Below are 16,113 nucleotides of genomic sequence, written 5' to 3'. Positions count from 1 at the left end.
CATTCCGATTCAGGAGTTTCTGCTGTTACCTTTAATGTTTGAACAGCTCTCCGCGACCGGTCGCGGGGTCCGACACAATCGACGAGGAGTTCCAGGTGGCCGAACACGCGCAGGTCGGGGCGCGCGCACGAGCGAGCTCCAGTAGCACGACCCCGGCGGTGCGCCGACGTCCCAAGAACCGCAAGGCGCAGATCGCGGCGGTCGCGGCCGAGGCATTCAGCGAGCGCGGCTACCACGGTGTGAGCATCGACGAGATCGCCAAGACGGTCGGAATCTCCGGGCCCGCCCTGTACCGCCATTTCCCGAACAAGTACGCACTGTTCCTGCATGCGGTCAACGAACTGGCCGACTCACTCGGCGCGGCCGTCGACGAGTTCGACGCCGGCGACAACACCGACCCGAGCGACACCCTCGACCGCCTGTTGTCGGCCACGATCCGCACCACCATCGCCAACCGCCGCACCGGTGGCCTGTATCGCTGGGAACGCCGTTACCTGTCGAAGGACGACGGCCTGCAGGTGCGCGGCAAAATGGTGGCGATCAACCGGCGACTCGCCCACATCACCGCGCAGCTCCGCCCCGACCTCACCGAGTCCGACTGCGTCGTCGTCAGTACCGCGCTGTTGAGCACCATCGGCTCGATCACCACGCATCGCGCTCCCCTGTCGAACCGCCGGCTCCAGCAACTCCTGCTCGACGCATGCCACGCGATCGTCGAGACACCGCTCGTCCCCTCGGATCCCGACACCGCAGAACCACAGGCCAAAACCGGTCTCGCGACGTCCAACAAGCGCGAAGTTCTGCTGCACGAAGCGATCCTGCTGTTCGACGCACGCGGCTATCACGATGTGAGCATCGAGGAGATCGGCGCCGCCGCAGGCATCAACGCCTCCGGCGTGTATCGGCACTTCCCGAGCAAGGCAGACCTGCTCGCCGCAGCCTTCCATCGCGCCGGCGACCGCGTGGCGATGTCCGTGGAATCCGCACTGGCCGAATCCACCACCCCCGCACAGGCACTGGAACATCTGGTGGACGTGTTCGTTCGGTTGGCATTCGAGCACAGTGAACTGATGTCGGTCTACTTCGCCGAGATCGGCAACCTTCCGAAGGCTCATCGCAGCGATCTTCGCAACATCCAGCGTCTGAACATCGAGGAGTGGGCTCGCATCGTCGCCGAGTTGCGCACCGATCTCTCCGCGGTCGAATGCCGTTTCCTCGTCCACGCTGCGCTCATCCTGTCCCTCGACGTGGGGCAGGTGATGCACTTCCGTGGCACCGAATCCGACCAACGGCGAGTACAGCAACTGATGCTGGCGGTACTCGTGACCGATGGCCGGGCTACCGGCGAGGGGGCCTCATGACCCGCACCGCACGCGCCGCCGTGTTACGCGAACACAACACTCCACTGCGGATCGAATCCATTGTCGTGCCCGAGCTTCGACCCGACGAGATCCTCGTGCGGATCCGCGGGGTGGGGATCTGCCACACCGACCTCACCGCGGCGGCGGGCGGAGTCCCGATTCCGCTTCCCGCAGTACTGGGCCATGAGGGGTCCGGAGTGGTCGCGGAGGTCGGATCGGGCATCGTCGGCCTGCGCGTCGGCGACCCGGTGGTCCTCGGGTTCGATTCGTGCCGAACCTGCCGTAACTGTCGTCGTGGTCGTCCCGCCTACTGCAGCCGATTCGCTCCACTGAACTATTCGGGGGTGCGCCCCGACGGCACCTCGGTGTTTCACGACGGGTCCGGCAGGCCGGTCCACGGCAACTGGTTCGGCCAGTCGTCGTTCTCTTCGCTCGTGGTCGCCACCGACCGGAACGTCGTCCGCCTTCCCCAGGGAGTGCCCGTCGAACTCGCCGGCCCTCTCGGCTGCGGACTCGCCACCGGAGCCGGCACCGTACTTCGGGTTCTCCGGCCCGACTCTGACTCGGCGATAGCCGTATTCGGCCTCGGAGCGGTGGGGATGGCCGCTGTCATGGCAGCGAAGATCGCCGGCTGCGGCACCATCATCGGCATCGACCCGAACCCTCGCCGTCACGCCCCGGCGCTCGAATTGGGGGCGACGACGGTGATGTCTCCCGACGACGTCGACGATATCGGCCGCCATGTGCGTCGGGCCACCGGCGGCGGGGTCGACTTCGCGGTCGAGTCGGTCGGGTCCGAAACGGTGATCCGTCAGGCGATGTCGTCTCTCACGAGCCCCGGAGTGTGCGCGACCCTCGGCCTGCGTGGCGGACGGAACCCCATCACGATCGATCAGACGCATCTGTTGAACGGCCGCACCCTCACCGGAGTCATCGAAGGCGACGCCGATCCACACGTCTTCCTCCCCGAACTCGCCGCACTCTGGCGCGACGGCCGCTTCCCTGTAGAGAAGATCACCAGCACATTCCCGTTCGACAAGCTCGACGACGCCTTCGCCGCCGTGACGGCAGGTGAGGTCGTCAAGGCCGTACTCACCTTCGACTGACAGGAACCGACATGGACGACGTCGTCCAGGAACTCGCCGCACTGCGCGCACGCGCCGATTCGATCGATCCTCGCGAGCTCGACGCCCTCTGGGAGCGGCTCACGCCCGCACGAATCGACGACCTTCTCAGATACCGTTGGAAGGGATTCAGTTTCGACACCGGCCATCGCACCCATCAGATGCTGGGCAGCGCCCGATGGTACGGGAAGTCGTTCGTCTCGGCGTCCGAGGTCCAGCCACTCGTATGCCGAGGCGAGGACGGCGAGCTGTTCTCCGACAAGAAGACCGGTCGCGGCGAGGCGAGCCTGTGGGACGTCGTGTTCCGCGGCGAAGTGACCGCGACGATGGTCTACGACGGAATGCCGGTGTTCGACCACTTCAAGAAGGTCGACGACGACACCGTGATCGGTGTGATGAACGGCAAGGGCGGCCTCGTCTTCGACGGCGGCGAACACTATTGGTTCGGCCTCGAGCGCGACGTCGCGCTCTGACCACTCCCGTCAGATGAGATGTTTGTTCCCTGCCATGCGACGCCGCATGTCGCGCAGGTAGAACGTGGAGGACAGCTGCCGGATCCGCCGCGGCACCTTCCGGTACACCGGGGGAACGACCTTCCAGAACAGATCGAACCTGCGCTGGTCGCGAGGGCTCCACGGCAGGGAGAACTCGGCGCGTATGCGCTGCGGCAGAAGGCCGATGGTCATGAAGCGCTGCAGCGGCATGAGCATTCGCACGGGAAGCGGCGAGTCGCCGCCGCTGAGCAGACCGCGGGTGAAGGCACGAATCTTCTCGTCCACCTCCACCGTCGCGATCATCTCGTCCCAGTACGCGTCGAACTCTGCGCGAGTGGCCGGCCACATGTCTTCCTTGACCTGCAGCGCAGTGCCGTACACCGCGGACTGACGGTAGATCCACTCGATGTCGACATCGGAGAGCTTGTGGAACATGCGCTGGTACATCTCGACGCCGTTGCGGTAGAGCGTTGCCGCAACCCATAACTGGAGTTCAGGATCGAAAGCATTGTAGGTTTCGGAGCGAACGGGAACATGAACCTTGTTCACCAGCCGGACGATCTGTTTGCGCTCCTCCGGCGTGCCGAGGGTGACCGCGTAGACGTAGGTCATGGTGGTGCGCAGCCGGTCGAGCGGACGCTGGAGGGTGGTGCTGTGGTCTGCCACGCCGTGGCCGACTCCCCGCTCCGCGAGTTGTAGCAATACGGTCGATCCGGCGCCCAGGAGCAGCATCGATTCGCCGACGAAGTCGGCCAGGTCGATCGAGCCCGGCTCGATCGGAGCAGGATCGGCGACGACCGCATCAGGGACGCCGCCCTCGACAACACTGGGCTCGTTGACTTTCACTGGTGGTGCCATAGGGTCGCCTCCTCGGCGAAAGTACGGATGCTGCACTGCCATCCAAATTGTGCACGCCCGTACTCAGATAGGCAAGAGGTCCTTGTGCTCTACGTGCCACCGTCGGCGTCGGCGTCGGCGAACCGCTTCCGGTGCGCAAGCAGCCTGGCGGCCGCGTCCTCGAACTGCAGGAGGGTCTGCGTGATCACCCCGTTGTGATCACCCACGCGCATCGCGGCGATGAGTTGCTCGTGAGATCGCACGGCGACGACTCCCCACTGCCGGTCCCGCGCGAAGAGGCGATACGGCAGCGTGCGGGCTGCGGTATCGAGGAACCATGCGAGCTTCGGGCTGCTCGCAATACGGTTCACCTCACGGTGAAAACACCACTCGGCGTCGGCAATACGCTCGATGTCCGGCACCCCGCTCGAGGCCGGCGAACCATTCGACGTCGCCACGCAGGCGCGCAGGCGTTCGTTGAGCTCCGTCAGACGCTCGAGGTCGCCGGCATGGGCACGGTCGACAGCCCTCAATGCGATTTCGACCGCGAGTTGCCCCTGGAGCCAGAAGATGTCATCGATATCGGAGCTGCTCATCGGCGACACCCGGTAGCCGCGATTCGGTGCGGACTCGACCATGCCTTCACCCCGAAGCGTGAGCAACGCCTCCCTCACCGGCGTGACGCTGACACCGAGTTCGGCTGCGGTCTCGTCCAATCGAATGAATTCGCCCGACCGGAAAGAACCCGACATGATCGCACTGCGCAGGTGGGAAGCCACCTCGTCGGAGAGCTGGGGGCGTCTACGCATACGCGACGGATCGGTACGCGGTGCATCACGATCGGCAGCGACGGCATCGGTCACGCGGGTCGTTGAGGCCATGTGTTTCTCCTGACGGTCCACAAGGCGAGCGGATCGGGCTTGTCCGTTCGGTACGAGACGCATAGTGTGAGCTCCACTACAGCTAATCACATCAAATATATGTGATGTGATCCGTCAGGAAGCGTCGAAAAATGACACAGAAGAGCAGTACGACGGACCCGAAGACCGGCAGCGAGCCGTCCACCGACACCTTCGCGAGCCTCGACCCCCGCTCGGGAGACGTGATCGCCGAATATCCGATCGCCGATGCCGCAGCGGTGGCCGAGGCCGTCGACCGGGCCCGTATCGCGGCACGCTGGTGGGATGCGCAGGGATCCCGCGGGCGTCGCGAGTGGCTCCTCGAATTCAAGAAGGCCGTCGCCCAGGACGCCACCTCCCTCGCGAGGCTGATCTCACGCGAGACCGGAAAGCCGTACGGCGACGCATTCCTCGAGGTGATGCTCGCGATCGAACACCTCGACTGGGCAGCGAAGAACGCCAAGAAGGTTCTCCGAGCGCGGAAGGTGCCCTCGGGAATCGCGAGCTTCAACCAGGCCGCAGCCCTCGAGTACAAGGCACTCGGCGTCATCGGCGTCATCGGCCCGTGGAACTACCCGGTCTACACCCCGATGGGCTCGATCTCATACGCCCTCGCCGCAGGCAACGCCGTCGTCTTCAAGCCGAGCGAGCTGACACCGGGCGTCGGCAAGTGGCTCGAGGAGAAGTGGAACTCCATCGCACCGACCCAGCCCGTATTCCAGGTCGTGACCGGACTCGGCGAGACCGGGTCTGCGCTCACCCGCGCGGGCGTCGACAAGATCGCATTCACCGGGTCCGGTCCCACGGCACGCAAGGTGATGGCCGTGTGCGCCGAATCGCTCACCCCGCTCGTCGCAGAGTGCGGTGGCAAGGACGCGATGATCGTGGCGGCCGATGCCGACATCGACAAGGCAGTGGACTTCGCTGCGTTCGGCGCGTTCGGCAATGCCGGGCAGACCTGCGCGGGTGTCGAGCGCATCTACGTCGTCGAGTCCGTCTACAAGGAATTCCTCGACAAGCTGACCGCCCTCGTGAAGCGCGCGAAGCCGGGTGGAAGCGACGAGTCGACGTACGGTCCGATGACACTGCCCCGCCAGATCGACATCGTGCGCAGCCACATCGAGGATGCGCTGGCGAGTGGCGGCACCGCGGTGGTCGGCGGTACCGAGTCCGTGGGCGAGCGCATCATCGAACCGGTGATCCTCACCGACGTGCCCGAGACTTCGAGCGCTGTGTGCGAGGAGACCTTCGGACCCACCGTCGTCGTCAACAAGGTGCGCGACCTCGACGAGGCGATCGACCGGGCCAACGGCACCGCCTACGGACTCGGTGCGTCGATCTTCATCGGCAACAAGGCCAAGGGTCGTGAACTGGCCGAACGCCTCCGCAACGGCATGGTGTCGGTCAACTCGGTGCTCGGCTTCGCAGGCATCCCGTCGTTGCCGTTCGGCGGCATCGGCGAGTCCGGCTTCGGCCGCATCCACGGCGCCGACGGCCTTCGCGAGTTCAGCCGGCCCAAGTCTGTGACGGTCGAGAGGTTCAGCTCGCCGCTCAAGCTGATGAGCCTCGAACGGCCCGAGCGCGACCTGAACCTGTCCGTGAAGATGCTGAAGTTCATGCACGGGAGGTAGGCCATGACGACTACAGGACCTCGCGCGAAGAGAACACGTAAACCGGCTGTCGTCGCGTCACCCGAAGCGCGGATCGAGAAGGCCGGTACATTTCCCGGGCCGAATCGCGACCCGCATCCGAAGGCGGGGCGTAACGGATGGCTGAAGGTGATCGAGGGCCTCGACCCTGTCACCCATCATCAGGACATCCTGCGGATCACCGCGGGGTACGAGTTCCCCTGGGACTACCAGCGGTCGCTCGAGTTCGCGTTGTTCCGCACGTACTGTGTGCCGACCATCTCCGAGTTGCTCGCCCGTACCGGCGAGTTCGAGCATCGGCCGCAGAAGCGATACGACGACACCTCGCTGTTGATGGCCGAACTCATCGAGCACGGGTACGACGCCGAGCGCGGCCGTGAATCGCTGCGCACCATCAACCGCATGCACGGCAAGTACTCGATCGACAACGACGACATGTTGTACGTGCTGTCGACATTCGTGTACGACCCGCTCGACTGGATCGACAACTACGGCTGGCGTCGTCTGCATCCGAAGGAGCGGCTCGCGTCGTTCTACTTCTACCGGCAGGTCGGAATCCGGATGGGCATCAAGGACATCCCCGAGTCGTTCCAGGAATTCCATCGGTTCAAGCTCGAGTACGAGCAGAAGATGTTCGTCTACAGCGACGACAACCACGCCATCGGGACCTACACGCTCGAACTGTTCAAGTCGTGGTACCCGAAGGCACTCGCCCCCGGCGTCGAGAAGGTCGTGTACTCGCTGATCGACGACCGGATGGCCAACGCGTTCGGTTTTGCGAAGGGCTCACCGCGCATGCGGGCCATGTCGGAGGGTGCGCTGCGGATGCGGTCCGCTCTCGTGCGCAGGTTCCCCAAGCGGAGGGTGTCGGTGTCCGGAGGCAACGCTGCCAACCGCACGTATCCCGGCTACCCGCTGGGCTATCGACCGCGGGATCTCGGCGTGTAACAACGAAAGTCGCAAAGACAGAGACCCCGTCGCGCAGAGTCACACGTCTGCGCGGCGGGGTATCCTCGATTTCAGGGACGGCAACGCGAACGCCGACGCGAACACGACGATGGCGCAGGCACCGCACACCAGATACACGATGACGAAGCCGCTCGAGCCGATACCGTCCGTAATCATGTGCGCGGCGAGCACCGTCGCGACCACAGCACTGCACACGGTGCTTCCGACGGTACGGAGCAGCACGTTGACACCGTTCGCGGCGGCGTTCTGCGACAGGGGAACCGCTCCGAGCAGCAGGATCGGCAGCGTGCAGTACACGAAGGTCGTTCCGATCGCCGCGATGAAGATCGCCGCCACGACCGTCCACAGCGGCTTGTCGGGGACCGCGTGCACGGCGTAACCCACGATGAGGAACGTCGCGCCGATCATGATGGCGATCTTCGGGCCGAACCGGTCCGAGACACGTGACGCCACAAGGGCGAAGATCATCATCGCGAAGCTCGCAGGCAGCTGGCACGCCGCTGCCTGCAGGATCGTCAGACCGTAGCCGGCACCGTGCTCGGGCGAGGCCTGGAGCAGTTGCGTCGTGATGAGGGTGTTTCCGTAGAAGGCGAAGCCGACGAGCAGCGCCGACAGGTGCGGTGTCAGAACCGAACGCTGCGCGGACACCCGCAAGTCGACCAGCGGGTTGCGGTTGCGCAACTGCTGGTATCCCCAGACTGCGAACAACAGGAGCGAGCACGCGAACATGGTCAGGACCGCGGCGGAGGTCCATCCCCATGTACTGCCCTGCGTGATCGGAACCAGCAGGCAGATCAGTGCGCCGGAGAGCCCGGCGGCACCCGCGACATCGAAGCGGCCACCGGTGCGGGTGGTCGACGGGGGGATGACGAACGAAGCCGCGGCGGCGACTCCCGCGCCGATCGCCGTGGTCACCCAGAACAGCAGGTGCCAGTCCGCGAACTGGACGATCGCCGCGGCGAACGGGATTCCCACAGCCGTACCGATTCCGAGGGTGGAGCTGAGGATGGCGATCGAGCGATCGACGCGGTCTCGCGGCATCACCTCACGCAGGATCGCCATGCCGATCGGAAGAACGGCGGCGCCCGCGCCCTGGAGACCTCGGGCGAAGATGAGCAACCCGATGTTCGACGTGAGTGCGCAGATCAGCGATCCGACGGTCATCAGCCCGAACGCGATGAGAAGCATCTGCTTCTTGCCGATCATGTCGGCGAGGCGACCGAAGATGGGTGTCATCACTGCACCGACGAGCAGCGTGCTTGTGACCAGCCACGACACGGCGGTGGGGCCGGCACCGGTGAAGCCGGGGAGGCTCGGCAGCAGCGGCACGATGACGGTCTGCATGATCGCCTGGAAGATCGCCCCCACTGCGAGGACGGGGAAGACGAACTTCGACAGGTTCGGCCTGCCGGTACGGTTCTCGGTCCGACGCTGCAGGGTCGCGCCACGATTGCGGCCGGGAACGTGGAGCCGCAGCGGGAACGAGACTGTCACGCGACTCCCTCCGGCATTGGTAAATGACTGTTCACCACTTTAGGTGAACAGTCATTTACCCCACAACCGGAGTGGGAATTGTCTCAGCGCCGGCTAGCCGTCGAGCAGTGACTGCACGAGCGGCGCGTACAGCGCAACCACGTCGTCGACCGATCCCGCGGCCTTCTCCTGCATCATCCGGCGACGTATGAACGCAACCCCCATGAGCATGGAGAACACGAGTTCCGCCCGCATCCGCGCATCCGGGCCCGCCATCAACTCCACCAACCCGTCGATCATCTGCGACGAGTAGTTCTCACGGAGCTTGCGGTTGTTCTCCTCGCTGGCACCGCTCATGAACAGAAGCGTCATCGACAGCGGTTTGTGCCGCGCGGACTGCCTCGCGAAGATCGCAACCATACGCTCGGCCAAGGTCTCGAACGGACCGTCGTACAACAGCTCGGCTGCCGCCTTGAAGTCGACCAGTTCGTCGTACAGCTGTTCCTTCGACCCGAAGTACTTGATGATCAGTGGCGCGCTGACCCCGGCGTCCTCCGCGATGTCCTTGAGAGTGATCTCGCGATACGGCCGTGTCGCGAAGGCGAGTCCGGCCGCGTCCAGAATCAGCCGACGCGTCTCCTCCGAGGTCCGTCGTCTCCTGTCCGGTGTGCCCGTGGCCGTTCCCGCCTCGCGCTCGGTCACATCGCCCGCCTTCCGGACAACGCGCGACCGAGCGTCAGTTCGTCGGCGAATTCGAGATCGCCGCCCATCGGAAGACCCGATGCCAACCGAGTGACGGCCAGCCCCGGGAAGTCGCGCAACATCCGAACCAGATACGTCGCCGTCGCCTCACCCTCCGTGTTCGGATCGGTCGCGATGATCACTTCGGAGACATCGACGCCGTCCTCCTGATTGCCGATCCGGGTGAGCAGTTCACGGATGTGCAACTGGTCGGGCCCGATACCGTTCAGTGGATCGAGCGCACCACCGAGCACGTGGTACCGACCCCGGAACTCGCGGGTCCGCTCGATCGCCTGCACGTCCTTGGGCTCCTCGACCACACAGATCTGCGTGCGGTCGCGGCGCGAATCGGAGCAGATCCGGCACCGTTCCCGATCCGACACCGTGCCGCACACCTCACAGAACTGCACCCCGTCGCGGACCTTCTGCAACGCGGCCTGCAGCCGGTCGATCTCCGGCGGCTCGACGGACAGCAGGTGAAACGCGATCCGCTGAGCGCTCTTCGGTCCGACGCCGGGCAGTTTGCCCAGCTCGTCGATCAAGTCCTGAACCGGTCCTTCGTACACGCGTACCTCTAGAACCCGGGCAGGCCGGGAATGCCGCCGCCGAGTCCACCCGCGAGCGGACCGAGTTTCTCGGACGCGATCTCCTGAGCCTTCGCCGATGCGTCGGCCACCGCAGCAACAACGAGGTCCTGCAGGGTCTCGATATCTTCCGGATCGACGACCTTCGGGTCGATCTGCACTGCGACGACCTCTCCGGTGCCCTTCACCGTTGCGGTCACGAGGCCACCACCGGCCTGGCCGGTGACCTCGGCCTGCGCCATCTCGTTCTGCGCGGCCATGAGCTGCTGCTGCATCTGCTGAGCTTGGGCGAGGAGTTGCTGCATGTCGGGCATACCACCGGGTTGCACGGGCACGTCCTTCCTGTGTCTACTGGGTTTGTCTACCTGGAGTTTCGCCTGCCAGGTTAGTCGCATGCCTGTGCCGCGGGCACGCACGCGAGACGTCAGTCGAGGGTGTTCTTCAGATTCTCGAGAACCTGCTGCTGGATCTTGCGCAGGCCGATCGGCGCGAACGTCTTCTCGAAGAACCCGCCGATACCACCCGCACCGTTCCACTGAGTGAGGGTCACGACCGTCGATCCGGTGCCGTTGGGGACGACACTCCACGTGGTGACGAGCGACGAATTGGCGTCGGTCTCGGTGATCGTGCTGCCGGAGGTCGTCACCTTCGCCTGCACGTCGCGCACCCGCTTCTCGGTGGCCTGGAGTAGCCAGTGCACGATCGTGCCGTCGCCCTGACCGCCGGAGATCACACGGTAGTCCCGGTAGTGGTCCGACAGGATGCGCGGGCGCACGGTCTCGTAGTCCGAAAGCGCCGCAAGCACCTTCTCGGGCGCCGCTGCCAACTGGATCGAGCTGCTTGCACTGACCTGTGCCACGGTGGACTCCTCTGTAACAGTTGATTCGTTTCTCGATTCGAGCCCGTTGAAGCTCGCCGACGTTCTACATCCTGCCTGTCAGTACCAGGACGTAGGAGTCCGGCGGGTCTATTGTGGATTGCACCACTGATGCGCTGCTGCAGGGGAGTCGAATGCTGAGAACGTCACGAAGTGTCGGAACTTACGGAGACTCGGTCCACCGTGAGGGTGTGCAACGCCTGCTGCGCTCGTATCGCTCCATCCCCGCCGACGCCCCGGTGCGGCTCGCGAAGAAGACATCGAACCTGTTCCGCGCACGCGCCAAGATCGATTCGCCGGGCCTCGACGTGTCGGGGCTCGGCGGTGTCATCTCCGTCGATCCGCACGCTCGCACCGCCGATGTCGCCGGAATGTGCACGTACGAAGACCTCGTCGATGCAACCTTGCCCTACGGATTCGCGCCGCTGGTCGTGCCGCAGCTCAAGACGATCACTCTCGGCGGCGCAGTCACCGGGCTCGGCATCGAATCAACTTCGTTCCGCAACGGACTACCACACGAGTCCGTACTCGAGATGGACATCCTCACCGGTAGCGGCGAGATCATCACCGCCACACCGGACGGCGAACACTCCGATCTGTTCCGCGGTTTCCCGAACTCGTACGGGTCGCTCGGATATGCCACGCGGCTGCGGATCGAACTCGAACCGGTGAAGCCGTTCGTGGCACTACGTCACCTACGCTTCACCTCGCTCGCCGACCTTCGGACGACGCTCGACCGGATCACCACCGAACGCGTCCACGCCGGAGTCGCAGTGGATTACGTCGACGGTGTCGTGTTCTCGGCCGACGAAGGCTACCTCACCCTCGGCATACAGACCGCCGAACCCGGGCCGGTGTCCGACTACACCGACATGGACATCTTCTACCAATCGATCCGGCACGAATCCGTCAACCATCCCAAGACCGATCGACTCACCATCCGCGACTACCTGTGGCGATGGGACACCGACTGGTTCTGGTGCTCGCGTGCCTTCGGAGCACAGAACCCTCGCGTGCGGAGATTGTGGCCGAAGAAGCTGCTGCGCAGCAGCTTCTACTGGAAACTCATCGCACTCGACCACAAGTACTCGATCGCGGATCGCATCGAGGCCCGTAAAGGCAACCCGCCGAGAGAACGTGTCGTCCAGGACGTCGAGGTCCCCATCGAACGGACCGAGGAGTTCATGCAATGGTTCCTCGACGAGATTCCCATCGAGCCGATCTGGCTGTGCCCCTTGCGACTGCGCGACAAGTCCGCGTCGTACGACCCTCGGCGCCCGTGGCCGCTCTATCCGCTCGAACCGAAGCGCACCTACGTCAACATCGGATTCTGGTCGTCGGTGCCTGTTGTCCGCGGCGAAGTCGAAGGCGCCGCAAACCGCCGCATCGAGCACAAGGTGGCGGAGCTCGACGGTCACAAGTCGCTGTACTCCGACTCTTTCTATAGCCGTGACGAATTCGAAAATCTCTACTACGGCGAGGGTGAATACCCCGCACTCAAGGATAGATACGATCCCGGGTCTCGCTTGACGGACCTGTTCGCAAAGGCGGTGCAACGACATTGACCACATTCGAAACGGAGCGCTCGGGGCAGCAGACCGACAAGCTCAATCTCGCGCAGATCGTCGAGATCGCAACCGGCGGTGAGATGCCGCTGCGGTTCAGCGCATACGACGGCTCCACGACCGGCCCTGCAGATTCCCCGTACGGGCTCAACCTGACGGCGCCCGAAGGCGCCACCTACATCGTCACCGCCCCGGGCGATCTGGGTATGGCACGCGCGTATGTCTCGGGAACGCTCGAAGCCGAGGGTGTGCATCCCGGCGATCCGTATCCCCTGCTCAAGGCACTCGGTGGCGTCCACTTCGAACGTCCGCCTGCACGGACCCTCGCGCAGATCGTACGGTCGCTCGGGCCCGACCTGCTCAAGCCGATCGCTCCTCCGCCGCAGGAGCACCTCCCCCGTTGGCGCCGTGTCGCCGAGGGGCTTCGCCATTCGAAAGCACGCGACGCCGAGGTCATCCATCACCACTACGACGTATCGAACACGTTCTACGAGTACGTTCTCGGGCCGTCGATGACGTACACGTGCGCCGTGTTCGAGTCGGAGAACCAGAGCCTCGAGGACGCCCAGGAGAACAAGTACCGACTCGTCTTCGAGAAGCTTCGATTGAAACCCGGAGATCGCCTGCTCGACATCGGCTGCGGGTGGGGTGGCATGGTGCGATACGCCGCACGCCGGGGTGTCAAGGCCATCGGCGCGACCCTGTCGAAGGAACAGGCCCAGTGGGCGCAGAAGGCCATCGCCGACGAAGGCCTCGGCGACCTCGCCGAAGTACGTCACTCCGACTATCGTGACGTGCCGGAAAACGGGTTCGACGCGATCTCCTCGATCGGCCTGACCGAGCACATCGGTGCCGCGAACTACCCGTCGTACTTCCGGTTCCTACACGACAAACTCCGCGTCGGCGGGCTGCTGCTCAACCACAGCATCACTCGCCCGCACAACCGCGGACGGCACAAGGCCGGCGGCTTCATCGACCGCTACGTGTTCCCAGACGGGGAGCTCACCGGTTCGGGGCGGCTCATTTCGGAGGCTCAGAACATCGGCTTCGAGGTGATGCACGAGGAGAACCTGCGTCAGCACTACGCCCTGACGTTGAAGGCATGGTGCGAGAATCTCGAAAAGAACTGGGATTCCGCACGTTCCGAGGTCGACGAAGCGACCGCCCGCCTGTGGGGTCTGTACATGGCGGGGTCGCGGGTGGGCTTCGAGACCAACGGCGTCCAACTCCACCAGATTCTCGGCGTGAAGCTGGGTAAGGACCAGGCACCCCAGGTCCCTCTGCGTCCCTGGTGGGTCGCATGAGCGCGTAGTCGCGGCTACACGGAGAACGGGCAGATGCAACCTTTTCGCAAGGTTGCATCTGCCCGTTCCGGTTGTAAACGGGTCAGCTACGCAAGCTCGCAGGCGGAGTGAAACGCTCGCCGTACTTGGCAGCGAGTTCCTCGGCGCGCTTGACGAAACCTTCCTTCCCGCCCGGGAATCCCGTGATGTACTGCGCGACACCACCGGTCCAGGCCGGGAAGCCGATACCGAGGATCGAGCCGATGTTGGCGTCGGCGGTCGTGGTGAGCACGCCCTCGTCGAAGCACTTCTGGGTCTCGATGGCCTCGGCGAACAGCATGCGATCGATCAGGTCCTGCAGCGGCACGTCGAGCGTCGCGACGGTCTTGTAGTGATCGCGCACGCCCTGCCAGATGCCGAGACGCTTGCCGTTCTCGTCGTACTCGTAGAAGCCTGCCTTCTCGAGGCGACCCGGCCGACCCGACTCGACCATGAAGTCGACGACGTCGATAGCGGGGTGACGGGTGGTGCCGAGCTTGGTGTCGCCCTGCGCCGCAGCCTCCGCGGTCTCCTTCGCGATCTTCTGCATGAGCTTCATGTTCAGCTCGTCGGTCAGCTGCAGCGGCGGAGCCGGGTATCCGGCCTGCGAACCGGCCTGCTCGATCGTCGCGGGCTCGATACCCTCGCCGAGCATCGCGATGGCCTCGTTGACGAACGTGCCGATCACGCGTGAGGTGAAGAATCCACGGCTGTCGTTGACCACGATCGGGGTCTTGCGAATCGCGAGCGTGTAATCGAACACGCGGGCCAGCGCCTCGTCGGACGTCTTCTCGCCCTTGATGATCTCGACCAGCGGCATCTTGTCGACCGGCGAGAAGAAGTGAATACCGATGAAGTCCTCGGGACGCTTGACGCCGGTCGCGAGACCGGTGATCGGCAGCGTCGAGGTGTTGGAACCGAGCAGCGCGTCGGGCTCGACGACATCCTCGATCTCCTGGAACACCTTGTGCTTGAGCTCGGTGCTCTCGAAGACCGCCTCGATGACGAAGTCGACGCCCTTCAGGTCCGCAGCATCGGCAGTCGGGTGGATGCGATCGAGGAGCGCCTTCGACTTCTCCTCTGTGGTCTTGCCACGCGAGAGTGCCTTCTCCTCGATCTTGACCGAGTAACCCTTACCGCGCTCGGCGGCCTCGGCGCTGATGTCCTTGAGGACGACCTCGAATCCGGCCTTCGCCGACACGTACGCGATGCCTGCACCCATCATGCCCGCACCGAGCACACCGATCTTCTTGATCTCACGCTTCGGCACGTCCTTCGGGCGCGACGCACCCGAGTTGATGGACTGCATGTCGAAGAAGAACGCCTGGATCATGTTCTTCGCAACCTGGCCGGTGGCGAGCTCGGTGAAATACCGCGACTCGATGGTCGACGCATTGTCGAAATCGACCTGGGCGCCTTCGACGGCCGCGGACATGATCGCGCGCGGACCCGGCATCGGAGCACCCTTGAGCTGCTTGCGCAGGTTCGCGGGGAAAGCCGGGAGGTTCGCAGCGAACGCAGGCGACGACGGGGTACCACCGGGGATCTTGTAGCCCTTGGTGTCCCACGGCTGCACGCCGCCCTCGGGGTTGGCCTTGATCCACGCCTTGGCGGCGGGCACGAGTTCTTCGATGCTCCCGACGACCTCGTGCACGAGACCGAGTTCCTTGGCCTTGACCGCGTTGTACTTGTTGCCCTGCAGAAGAAGCGAGAGCAGCGCGGTCTGGAGTCCGAGCAGTCGGACGGTGCGGGTGATGCCGCCGCCTCCGGGCAGCAGCCCGAGGCTCGCCTCGGGCAGACCGATCTGAATACCCTTGACATCGGCGGCAATACGGTGGTGCGTCGCGAGTGCGATCTCGAGGCCGCCGCCGAGTGCCGCACCGTTGATGGCGCTGACGACGGGCTTGCCGAGGGTTTCGAGGCGACGCAGGTCGGACTTGATGTCCTGGACCTCGTCGAATGCGACCTGCGCGTCGGCAGGTCCGATCTCGATGATGTTGCGCAGGTCGCCGCCGGCGAAGAATGTCTTCTTCGCAGACGTGATGACGACGCCGGTGATGGAATCCTTCTCGGCGACGAGACGATCGACGGTCGACTTCATCGACGTCTTGTAGAGCGCATTCATGGTGTTCGCGCCCTGGTTGGGGTCGTCGAGCGTGAGGACGACGATGCCGTCTGCGTCCTGATCCCAGGAAATCATGTTGTCGGTCACTGTATT

At 64.5% G+C, this 16,113-nt stretch carries 15 protein-coding genes; 7 read left to right on the top strand and 8 right to left on the bottom strand.

Features of this window, described 5'->3' with window-relative positions; all coding sequences use genetic code 11:
- Positions 1-95 precede the first annotated feature (95 nt).
- Genes ACFWB0_RS16945 through ACFWB0_RS16935 form a run of 3 tightly spaced genes read left to right on the top strand, consistent with a single transcriptional unit; the run spans position 96 to position 2,958 of the window.
- Positions 96-1,361 (top strand): TetR/AcrR family transcriptional regulator, encoded by a 1,266-nt coding sequence (locus ACFWB0_RS16945; RefSeq protein ID WP_378491649.1) that lies wholly within the window; start codon positions 96-98, stop codon positions 1,359-1,361.
- Entirely contained in the window at positions 1,358-2,467 is a 1,110-nt protein-coding gene (locus tag ACFWB0_RS16940) for an NAD(P)-dependent alcohol dehydrogenase (protein ID WP_378491624.1), read from the top strand. Before ACFWB0_RS16945 ends, ACFWB0_RS16940 begins: the two co-directional genes overlap by 4 nt.
- An 11-nt stretch (positions 2,468-2,478) precedes the next feature.
- Positions 2,479-2,958: a DUF4334 domain-containing protein gene (locus ACFWB0_RS16935; RefSeq protein WP_378491623.1), complete on the top strand. Its 480-nt coding sequence runs from the start codon at positions 2,479-2,481 to the stop codon at positions 2,956-2,958.
- Between the two features lie 9 nt (positions 2,959-2,967).
- Here ACFWB0_RS16935 and ACFWB0_RS16930 read toward each other — a convergent pair whose 3' ends face one another.
- Both ACFWB0_RS16930 and ACFWB0_RS16925 read right to left on the bottom strand, forming a co-directional pair.
- Entirely contained in the window at positions 2,968-3,837 is an 870-nt protein-coding gene (locus ACFWB0_RS16930) for an oxygenase MpaB family protein (RefSeq protein WP_378491622.1), read from the bottom strand.
- Between the two features lie 89 nt (positions 3,838-3,926).
- Entirely contained in the window at positions 3,927-4,697 is a 771-nt protein-coding gene (locus ACFWB0_RS16925; RefSeq protein ID WP_378491621.1) for a GntR family transcriptional regulator, read from the bottom strand.
- Positions 4,698-4,828: 131 nt separating this feature from the next.
- Here ACFWB0_RS16925 and ACFWB0_RS16920 point away from each other — a divergent pair, with 131 nt between their 5' ends.
- Both ACFWB0_RS16920 and ACFWB0_RS16915 read left to right on the top strand, forming a co-directional pair.
- On the top strand, positions 4,829-6,346 hold the full coding sequence (locus ACFWB0_RS16920; RefSeq protein ID WP_378491620.1) for an aldehyde dehydrogenase family protein: 1,518 nt from the start codon (positions 4,829-4,831) through the stop codon (positions 6,344-6,346).
- A 3-nt stretch (positions 6,347-6,349) separates the two neighbouring features.
- Positions 6,350-7,312: an oxygenase MpaB family protein gene (locus tag ACFWB0_RS16915; RefSeq protein ID WP_378491619.1), complete on the top strand. Its 963-nt coding sequence runs from the start codon at positions 6,350-6,352 to the stop codon at positions 7,310-7,312.
- Between the two features lie 39 nt (positions 7,313-7,351).
- On the opposite strand, the gene ACFWB0_RS16910 is transcribed toward ACFWB0_RS16915, so the two are convergent.
- The 5 genes from ACFWB0_RS16910 to ACFWB0_RS16890 all read right to left on the bottom strand — a co-directional run bounded on the left by ACFWB0_RS16910 (position 7,352) and on the right by ACFWB0_RS16890 (position 10,990).
- Complete coding sequence (locus ACFWB0_RS16910) at positions 7,352-8,770, bottom strand: MFS transporter (RefSeq protein WP_378491648.1); 1,419 nt, start codon at positions 8,768-8,770, stop codon at positions 7,352-7,354.
- A 150-nt stretch (positions 8,771-8,920) separates the two neighbouring features.
- Positions 8,921-9,508 carry a TetR/AcrR family transcriptional regulator gene (locus tag ACFWB0_RS16905; RefSeq protein ID WP_378491618.1) on the bottom strand — a complete coding sequence of 196 codons (588 nt, stop codon included), beginning with the start codon at positions 9,506-9,508 and terminating at the stop codon, positions 8,921-8,923.
- Positions 9,505-10,113: a recombination mediator RecR gene (recR, locus tag ACFWB0_RS16900; protein ID WP_378491617.1), complete on the bottom strand. Its 609-nt coding sequence runs from the start codon at positions 10,111-10,113 to the stop codon at positions 9,505-9,507. The genes ACFWB0_RS16905 and recR overlap by 4 nt, the downstream gene beginning before the upstream one ends.
- Positions 10,114-10,121: 8 nt before the next feature.
- Positions 10,122-10,445 (bottom strand): YbaB/EbfC family nucleoid-associated protein, encoded by a 324-nt coding sequence (locus ACFWB0_RS16895; RefSeq protein ID WP_378491647.1) that lies wholly within the window; start codon positions 10,443-10,445, stop codon positions 10,122-10,124.
- 110 nt (positions 10,446-10,555) lie between these two features.
- Entirely contained in the window at positions 10,556-10,990 is a 435-nt protein-coding gene (locus tag ACFWB0_RS16890) for an SRPBCC family protein (RefSeq protein ID WP_378491616.1), read from the bottom strand.
- Positions 10,991-11,142: 152 nt separating this feature from the next.
- On the opposite strand from ACFWB0_RS16890, the gene ACFWB0_RS16885 reads away from it, so the two are divergent.
- Both ACFWB0_RS16885 and ACFWB0_RS16880 read left to right on the top strand, forming a co-directional pair.
- Positions 11,143-12,573: an FAD-binding oxidoreductase gene (locus ACFWB0_RS16885; RefSeq protein ID WP_378491615.1), complete on the top strand. Its 1,431-nt coding sequence runs from the start codon at positions 11,143-11,145 to the stop codon at positions 12,571-12,573.
- Positions 12,570-13,877 (top strand): class I SAM-dependent methyltransferase, encoded by a 1,308-nt coding sequence (locus ACFWB0_RS16880; RefSeq protein WP_378491614.1) that lies wholly within the window; start codon positions 12,570-12,572, stop codon positions 13,875-13,877. The genes ACFWB0_RS16885 and ACFWB0_RS16880 overlap by 4 nt, the downstream gene beginning before the upstream one ends.
- A gap of 82 nt (positions 13,878-13,959) precedes the next feature.
- Here the strand turns inward: ACFWB0_RS16880 and ACFWB0_RS16875 are convergent, their stop codons facing one another.
- Positions 13,960-16,095 carry a 3-hydroxyacyl-CoA dehydrogenase NAD-binding domain-containing protein gene (locus ACFWB0_RS16875; protein ID WP_378491646.1) on the bottom strand — a complete coding sequence of 712 codons (2,136 nt, stop codon included), beginning with the start codon at positions 16,093-16,095 and terminating at the stop codon, positions 13,960-13,962.
- Between the last annotated feature and the right edge of the window lie 18 nt (positions 16,096-16,113).

Origin of the sequence: Rhodococcus sp. NPDC060086, assembly GCF_042730275.1 — a bacterium.
Classification (GTDB): Bacteria; Actinomycetota; Actinomycetes; order Mycobacteriales; family Mycobacteriaceae; genus Rhodococcus.
Note: the sequence above shows the minus strand (reverse complement) of the source record. Positions and strands in the feature narration are given on the sequence as shown.